The 7,969-nt window shown below is 37.5% G+C and carries 6 protein-coding genes; 1 reads left to right on the top strand and 5 read right to left on the bottom strand.

Going from position 1 to position 7,969, the window contains the following annotated elements:
• A partial coding sequence (gene ppk1, locus RLO81_RS20630) for a polyphosphate kinase 1 (protein WP_350116419.1) occupies positions 1-1,559 on the bottom strand: 1,559 nt, incomplete at its 3' end.
• A 115-nt stretch (positions 1,560-1,674) separates the two neighbouring features.
• The gene (gene gyrB / locus RLO81_RS20625) at positions 1,675-3,633 is read right to left on the bottom strand and encodes a DNA topoisomerase (ATP-hydrolyzing) subunit B (RefSeq protein ID WP_350116417.1); all 1,959 of its coding nucleotides are present in this window, start codon (positions 3,631-3,633) and stop codon (positions 1,675-1,677) included.
• Positions 3,634-3,730: 97 nt separating this feature from the next.
• On the opposite strand from gyrB, the gene RLO81_RS20620 reads away from it, so the two are divergent.
• Complete coding sequence (locus RLO81_RS20620) at positions 3,731-4,981, top strand: leucine-rich repeat domain-containing protein (RefSeq protein ID WP_350116415.1); 1,251 nt, start codon at positions 3,731-3,733, stop codon at positions 4,979-4,981.
• Here the strand turns inward: RLO81_RS20620 and RLO81_RS20615 are convergent.
• The 3 genes from RLO81_RS20615 to RLO81_RS20605 form a co-directional block, all read right to left on the bottom strand.
• Positions 4,969-5,337, bottom strand: a complete 369-nt coding sequence (locus tag RLO81_RS20615; RefSeq protein WP_350116413.1) for a CoA-binding protein — start codon at positions 5,335-5,337, stop codon at positions 4,969-4,971. The two genes, RLO81_RS20620 and RLO81_RS20615, sit on opposite strands and share 13 nt — an antisense overlap.
• Positions 5,338-6,906, bottom strand: coding sequence for an NAD(P)/FAD-dependent oxidoreductase (locus RLO81_RS20610; protein ID WP_350116411.1), 1,569 nt, complete (start codon positions 6,904-6,906; stop codon positions 5,338-5,340).
• 26 nt (positions 6,907-6,932) lie between these two features.
• On the bottom strand, positions 6,933-7,969 hold a 1,037-nt coding region (locus RLO81_RS20605; protein ID WP_502880479.1), incomplete at its 5' end, for a toxin-antitoxin system YwqK family antitoxin.

The raw sequence follows: 7,969 nt of genomic DNA, 5'->3' as shown, positions 1-7,969 counted from the left end.
ATGTCTTTTGGAGCAGTAATCAAGTTTTTATAAACACTTGGCAGAGAGTGGCCCGTGATTACATTGAAGAACTCCGATACATCATGAGCGTATTCATCATCAGTAGTGAGTAAACCCAAATCTGTATACAACTTAGCCGTTGACTCATTATAGTTACCACTAGAAAGATGAACGTAGCGCGTTACTTTTTCCCCCTCTTTACGAACTACCAAGAGAAGTTTAGTATGCGTTTTAAAACTACTTATCCCATAAATAACAAAGCACCCGGCTTTTTGCAATCGCTGTGCTTCCCTTAAGTTATTCTCTTCATCAAACCTGGCTTTTACTTCAAATAATACCGCCACGTGCTTCCCATTTTCTGCTGCTTTAAGTAAAGCGGCTGTTACTCTTGAATCTTTGGCAAGGCGATAAATGGTAATTTTAATTGCTAACACCCCCGGGTCATCAGCTGCCTTTTCAAGCAGCTCAATAACCGGTTCAATATTATTATAAGGATGATGAAGTAAGACATCCCTATCCTTAAGCACATCAAAAATATTATTCTCGCCAATTTCCGGATAACTGAGCGGTGGTTTATTTGATGGCATTTCAAACAAATGTTCTTTAAATTCATTGTGCCTTACAATCTCCCACAGGGCAGTAAAATCGAGTACACTTTTTCTTTTGTATCGGAAAATATTGTCATCATTCAACTCCCAGCGCTCCTTTAATACTTTCAGCATCCAAGTATCTGGCCTGCCAATTACTTCTATCCTTACAACTCTTCCTGTTCTTCGTGTTTTCAGTTTCTGCTTCAACTCCTCCAAGAAATTCGCTTCGATGTCATCACTCTCATCCAAAGTAAAATCGCCATTCCGTGTTATTCTAAATAGGTTGGTAGATACTATTTTAATATTTCTAAACAGGTGATGAACATTATTTTTTATTATATCTTCAATAGGAATAAAATGAATAATATCGTCTTTTTCGATTTCGTAATACCTGGGAAGATTAGATGGTATCTGTATGAAATTTAGCTTTTTATTGTCGTCTTCTGCTGACCGCGTAACAACACCAAAAACAAGTCTATTTGTACTTAGAATCGGAAATGTATGATAACTATCATATGCCATGGGGGTAAGCATCGGATAGATAGTAGTCTCAAAATAGTCATTAACTTTGGTACGATCTTCCTGCGATAATTTTTTGTAGAGAGTTATGGAAAAACCAAAATTCTCGAACTCTGGCATTAAGTTTTTCAGGAATAGCTCATGCTGCTCATCTGTAAATTCTTTTGCTTTAGCCAGTAGTACCTGCTTAAATGGTTGTTCCCTTAGGCCTGAGTAATCAAATCGCTGTTTGCCATAATCGAGGTAGTTGTATAAACTTCCCACACGAATAGTAAAGAATTCATCCAAATTAGAGCCTGTGATAGCCAAAAATTTCAGACGTTCGATAAGGTTTTTTTTAACATCTTTTGCCTGATCAAGTACACGATGGTTGAACTTTAGCCAGCTTAAATCACGGCTTATATAATTACTTTTGGCAATTTCCTTTTTCAGACGTTCAGGGATGACCATGGTGATAAGTGTTTAATTTTTTACTACAATTTTCTTAACAGGTGCAGATAAAAAAAAGTGCTGCAATAAAAATAATCTTATTTTCATCACAGCACTTATAAGGTTTAATAAATTATTAAATATCTACTTTAGCGTATTTAGCATTCTTCTCTATGAATTCGCGTCTTGGTGCCACCTCATCGCCCATCAGCATCGAAAACAAATGATCTGCTTCAGCCGCAGACTCGATAGTCACTTTCTTTAAACTTCTGCTTTCAGGATTCATGGTTGTAGACCAAAGTTGCTCTGGGTTCATCTCTCCAAGACCTTTATATCTCTGTATACCTACTGATTCCTCTTTACCATCTTTTGCCATCTCTTTAATAAGTGCAACCCGTTCATCTTCTGTCCAGCAATAGCGCTCATCTTTCCCTTTCTTAAGTAAATACAATGGAGGTAGTGCGATGTAGACATAACCTTTTTCAATAAGTTTATGCATGTATCTGAAGAAGAATGTTAAAATCAACGTTCTAATGTGACTTCCGTCCACATCGGCATCCGTCATGATTATAATCTTATGATATCTTAATTTAGATATGTTCAGCGCCTTGTCATCTTCTTCCGTACCGAAGCTAACACCCAAAGCCGTAATCATATTCTTAATCTCTTCGTTTTCATAAATTCTGTGCTCCTGCGCCTTCTCTACATTCAGAATTTTACCTCGAAGTGGCAATATCGCCTGAAAGTTTCTATCACGACCTTGCTTTGCTGAACCTCCGGCAGAGTCACCCTCCACAAGGTATAACTCACATATTTGAGGGTCGTTATTCGAACAATCGGCCAGTTTACCTGGTAAACCCGTGCCGCTCATTACATTTTTACGCTGCACCATTTCTCGTGCTTTTCTGGCAGCGTGTCTGGCTTGTGCAGCAATAATAACTTTCTGAACAATTACTTTTGCTTCCTTTGGGTTCTCTTCTAAATAGTTGGTAAGCATTTCACCCACCACTACATCTACCGCGCCACTTACATCTGAATTACCTAGTTTGGTTTTTGTCTGACCTTCGAACTGAGGCTCTGCTACTTTTACAGAAATAACTGCTGTTAATCCTTCTCTAAAATCATCACCACTAATCTCAACTTTTACTTTATCTAAAAGTCCCGATTTATCTGCGTATGATTTAAGTGTTCTCGTTAATGCTCTTCTAAAACCTGAAACGTGGGTTCCACCTTCTATGGTGTTAATGTTATTCACATAAGAAACCACATTTTCAGTGTAAGATGTATTATAATTAAGTGCCACCTGAACTGGGATTTCCCCTTTTTCACTGTCCATATACACAGGCTCAGGAATCAATCGCTCTCTTGTGCTATCTAAATATGTAACAAACTCCTTTAAACCGCCTTCCGAGTGGAACGTGTCTGTTCTATTTTTACCATCATCATCTTGCTCTCGCATATCTTCCAAAGTGATGGTTATACCAGCGTTCAAGAAAGAAAGCTCCCTTAAACGGGATGCTACTGTCTCGTAGTTATAAACTGTTACATTAAAGATCTCACCATCAGGTTTAAACTGAATAGTTGTCCCTTTTTTGTCGGTTTTGCCGATCTCCCTTACACTGTACTGTGGTACACCTTTGCTATATTCTTGTTCATATATTTTACCATCCCTGTGTACCGTTGCCTTAAGCATGGTAGAAAGTGCATTCACACAAGAAACACCAACACCATGTAGACCACCTGATACCTTGTAAGTATCCTTATCAAACTTACCGCCTGCATGGAGAACCGTCATTACCACTTCTAGGGCCGATCTTTTTTCCTTTTCGTGAATGTCTGTTGGAATACCCCTACCGTTATCACTTACGGTTATAGAATTATCGTTATTGATAACTACGGAAATGGTATCACAATGACCTGCCAGCGCCTCATCAATTGAGTTATCTACTACCTCCCAGATTAGATGGTGTAGACCTTTCACACCAACATCTCCAATGTACATCGCAGGTCTCTTCCTAACGGCTTCTAAGCCTTCTAAAACCTGAATATTACCTGCCGAATAATCGCCTTTATTTATTTCTTTTTTCTCTGCCATAATCACTTTTCAAAATCTCCCAAAACTACACTTTTATGACCTTTTTTACATTGCTTTTTTCTTGTAATCTTATCAACTAATTCTTTAGTTTACAGATGTGGAATCTGTATATGTTATTCTATTCATTTTAGGCTCTTTTGGAGCTAGTTTAGCCCAGAATAAGAGTGAAGAAATCTCACAAAATTCGATACGCGAACTGAGATTATTGCATAATAAATTGAAAGCCAAAGAGCGATATGAATCTTATCTGGCTACAAAAGATAAAATGGGAGTTCAATTTCTTGATTTATCTTATCTAGACCTTGAGGAATTACCAGCACTGGTATATGAATTTAAAAATGTCAGGTCATTGGATATTTCACATAATAAGATTAGAAAATTACCTAAAGAGATTAATCAACTGCAAAACCTTAAATCTATAGTATGGAAAGACAATCTTAATGGTAAGCATAGGATAAGGCTCAAAAAGAACCATACTATCACCAGAATCAATTTAGAAGGAAACAATTTAAAGAAAATACCTTGGAAGCTACGCAGGTTAAAATCACTTCAAGCACTCGATCTTGGAGAAAATAGGTTTGTGAAGATACCTAGAACAAAATGCCTGAAACATCTCATTGATTTAGAGCTTAGTGGAAATCCAATCAATCTATTTAGAAGTAATTTAAAAAGAATTGAAAGGTTAGATAAGCTGAAGCTGAATAAATGTGAATTGGATTCCATACCTGCTGAAATTTCCACTTTAGTTCAACTAAAATTATTGCAGCTGGCTGCTAATAACATACGTACGCTACCCAAGGAGATTGACCAACTTCATAAGCTCGAATACCTTACTCTTTATGATAACAAATTAACCAAAGTGCCAGATGTTGTATACGAATTGCGCAGTCTGAAACAATTGGATGTTTATTATAATCAGATTGAGAAAGTTAGTCCTGAAATTGAAAACCTGACCAAACTGGAAATCCTATATATATCAAACAACCAATTATATTCTTTACCGGATGAGATTGGTAAACTTTCCAACCTTAAAGAATTATACGTTCATCACAACAGGCTTAGTTATTTGCCAGAATCAATTAAAAGACTTGATTCATTGAAAATATTGAGGATGAATAGTAATTATTTCTCTTCTCTTCCAAAAGAAGTGTATTATCTCACCAGTTTGAAAAATCTTGACTTTTCAGAAAATCAAATTAATTCAGTTTCCGAAGAGTTAACTGATTTAATCAATCTGGAACTGCTATACTTTTACGGTAATCCTATCAAAGTAGAAAATGAACCATTTTTACTTGATTTTTTTGAGCAGCTACGCTCTCAAGGGTCAGTTGTAATTTACTCGGAGTAGCTGTTGGTGCTAAGTAAAACCAAGGTACAGGCCATTTCAGTTTCTATGCCATTCTTCTGAGCTAATTCTACTAATTCAGGGTTTTCTGTACCCGGATTAAATATAATTCTTTTTGGTTTTAAACCGATGATATAATCATACCACTCCACTTGATTATCAGGGCCAATATATAGGGTTACTGTATGTACATCTTGTATTTCTGGCTTAGTTCGCAGGTCTAAGATCTCTTTGCCAAACAATTGACCCTTTTTTATTCCAACAGGTACGAATTCCAAATCCCTTTCATTCAACATATTCGATGCTATGTAGGAATACCTTGCTGGATTGGTACTTGCTCCAATTACTACTGTTTTCATTTAATTAAAGTATTTATTCACAATCGCCTCGGCACATCGCTCGCCATCCATGGCGGCAGAAACAATTCCACCAGCGTAGCCCGCCCCTTCGCCACAAGGGAATAAGCCCTTTAATTCGACATGTTCCAATGTTTCCTTATCTCTCGGAACACGTACTGGTGACGATGTCCTACTCTCAACACCTACTATCTGGGCTTCGTTCGTTAAATAGCCTTTCATTTTTTTGCCAAATCCTTTAAAAGCCATTTTTAGTCTGGCATGAATAAACTCAGGCAATACATTTCTCATATCCACCGAGTTAAGGCCAGGCTGATAAGATGTTTCATTTAGGTGATTTGAGATTTTTCCATTGACGAAATCTACTAACCTCTGAGCTGGTGCAACCTGAGTTTCGCCTCCTAACCTAAATGCATCTTGTTCCACTTTTTGCTGGAATCTCATGGCTGCCAATTCACCATATTTAGAATAATCCTTCAAATCCGAATTTTCTACCGATACCACAATACCTGAATTGGCAAACTTGCTATCTCTACGCGAGGGGCTCATACCATTCACCACTACTTCGCCAGGAGCGGTAGCTGATGGCACAATAAAACCTCCAGGGCACATACAAAATGAAAATACACCTCGTTGCTCATTGCCCAGGTATGTTTGGTTTACTAACGCATAGGAAGATGCGGGCAAATACTCGCCTCTATCTCCATCGCAACTGTATTGGATAGAATCAATTAACGCTTGCGGGTGCTCCACCCTTACTCCTAATGCAAAGGGTTTAGATTCAATTTTCACTTTTCGGTCATTTAATAAATAAAAAATATCTCTGGCGGAGTGACCGGTAGCCAATAATATGGATTTGGCTTTAATGATGGTATTGTCCTGCAGTTTGACTCCCTTTAATGAATCTTGTTCAATTATGAAGTCTACAACTTTAGAATCAAACCTCACTTCTCCACCATACTCAATAATTGTTTCACGAAGAGCCTGAACAATTTTGGGGAGCTTGTTTGTGCCAATGTGCGGATGAGCATCATAGAGAATGTCATCTTTAGCGCCATGAGCCACCAATATTTCTAATATCCTTTGAAGATCACCTCGCTTTTTTGATCTAGTGTATAGTTTTCCGTCAGAATATGTGCCAGCGCCCCCTTCGCCAAAACAATAGTTAGATTCAGGGTTTACAATATGTTCTTTATTAATAGCTGCAAGATCTCGCCTTCTAGCACGTACATCCTTACCTCTTTCCAACACGATTGGCTTAACTCCTAATTCAATTAATCGCAATGCCGCAAACAAACCAGCAGGACCGGCTCCAATGATTATAACTTCATTCGAATTTCTTACATCACGATATTCTTTGCTAAAAGACTGTGAATCAGGCGATTGATTCACATAAATATCTGCCTGTATGTTTACCCAAACCTTTTTCTTACGAGCGTCAATGGAGCGTTTTTGTATCTGTACATGTACACCATCAGAGGATTGAAACCCAGATTTTTTTAATACATGTGTATGTAAATCGGTAGAGAAGGCCTCCTCAGGAGTGAGCCTTAGTGTTACTGTCTTTTTCAATGTTGTAAGGTTTTTATCCTTAAAATTTATCTCGAACCAGCGAATGAAAAGTTATACCCGAAGTTGACTCCAAAAGTATATGCAAAGGTAATTTTTCCTTTTTCTAAACTATCAAATGCCTCACTAAAGTTAGGATCGTTCTCAAAGTTTCGGTAACCAGAGCCAGCCCCAACAAATAAGTCAATGGTAAATCCTTTATCTCTTGTATTTTGGATAAGCCTATACCCGAGTAGAAGCATATACTCTACCCTTTGCTCTGAAGCACTGGCTCTCACGACATTATCAGGGAATAATATATTCTGTGTATTTACAAAGTGGCTTTCATTACTAAACCTCAGCTCATGACCAAAGTACCAAAGCGCATAATTTCTGGAAGTTTTGTTATAAAACTTTTGACGAATACTCACACTATACCCCCTGGTAAAAACTTCACCAAGCGGTACATCAAAATCTTCTGTAAAAAATGGGTCTCTAATGCCTTCAAATTCAAATTCGTGACCCAGGCGTTCCTGCATATAAAATTCCATTCCAAATGGTATTCGCCCAATAAAAGTTGCAAATGGATTAAAGCTCATTATTAAGCCCTGAAATTCATTACCCTTGGCGTCAAAATAGTTGAATTTTCTTTTGCCTTTATACTTATATGCACCAACACCATATTGTTTATTTCGTTTTACCTTAGTCTCTATAACTTGTTGATTTTCAATTGGTTGATCATATATTGGTTTATAATATCCAGAAAGTGTACCATCGTTTTTATAAAGCTCCCACCTCCCTACTTTTTTGCTATTTTCTTCAATCGTTCCTTTTGTTTGTAATGTACCATCCGGGTAATATCCGTAATATTCTCCTCTACCATTGGTGAAATCGCACTCTCCTTCCAACTCACCACCTTCGTAATAATATTTCCACACTCCTTCGTGCTTGTCGTTCACTATTGTTCCTATTAATCTTATGTTCCCATTTTTGTAGTATTCTTTATACTCCCCTGTGCCCTCATTGAATACCACTTCACCTTTTGATAGTCCATCTTCATAGAAAAGCCCCCAGTGCCCAGATTTCT

It is taken from the genome of Fulvivirga sp. (assembly GCF_040220315.1).
Taxonomy (GTDB): Bacteria; Bacteroidota; Bacteroidia; order Cytophagales; family Cyclobacteriaceae; genus Fulvivirga.
The sequence above is the reverse complement of the archived record's forward strand: the minus strand, read 5'-3'. Positions and strand labels throughout refer to the sequence as shown.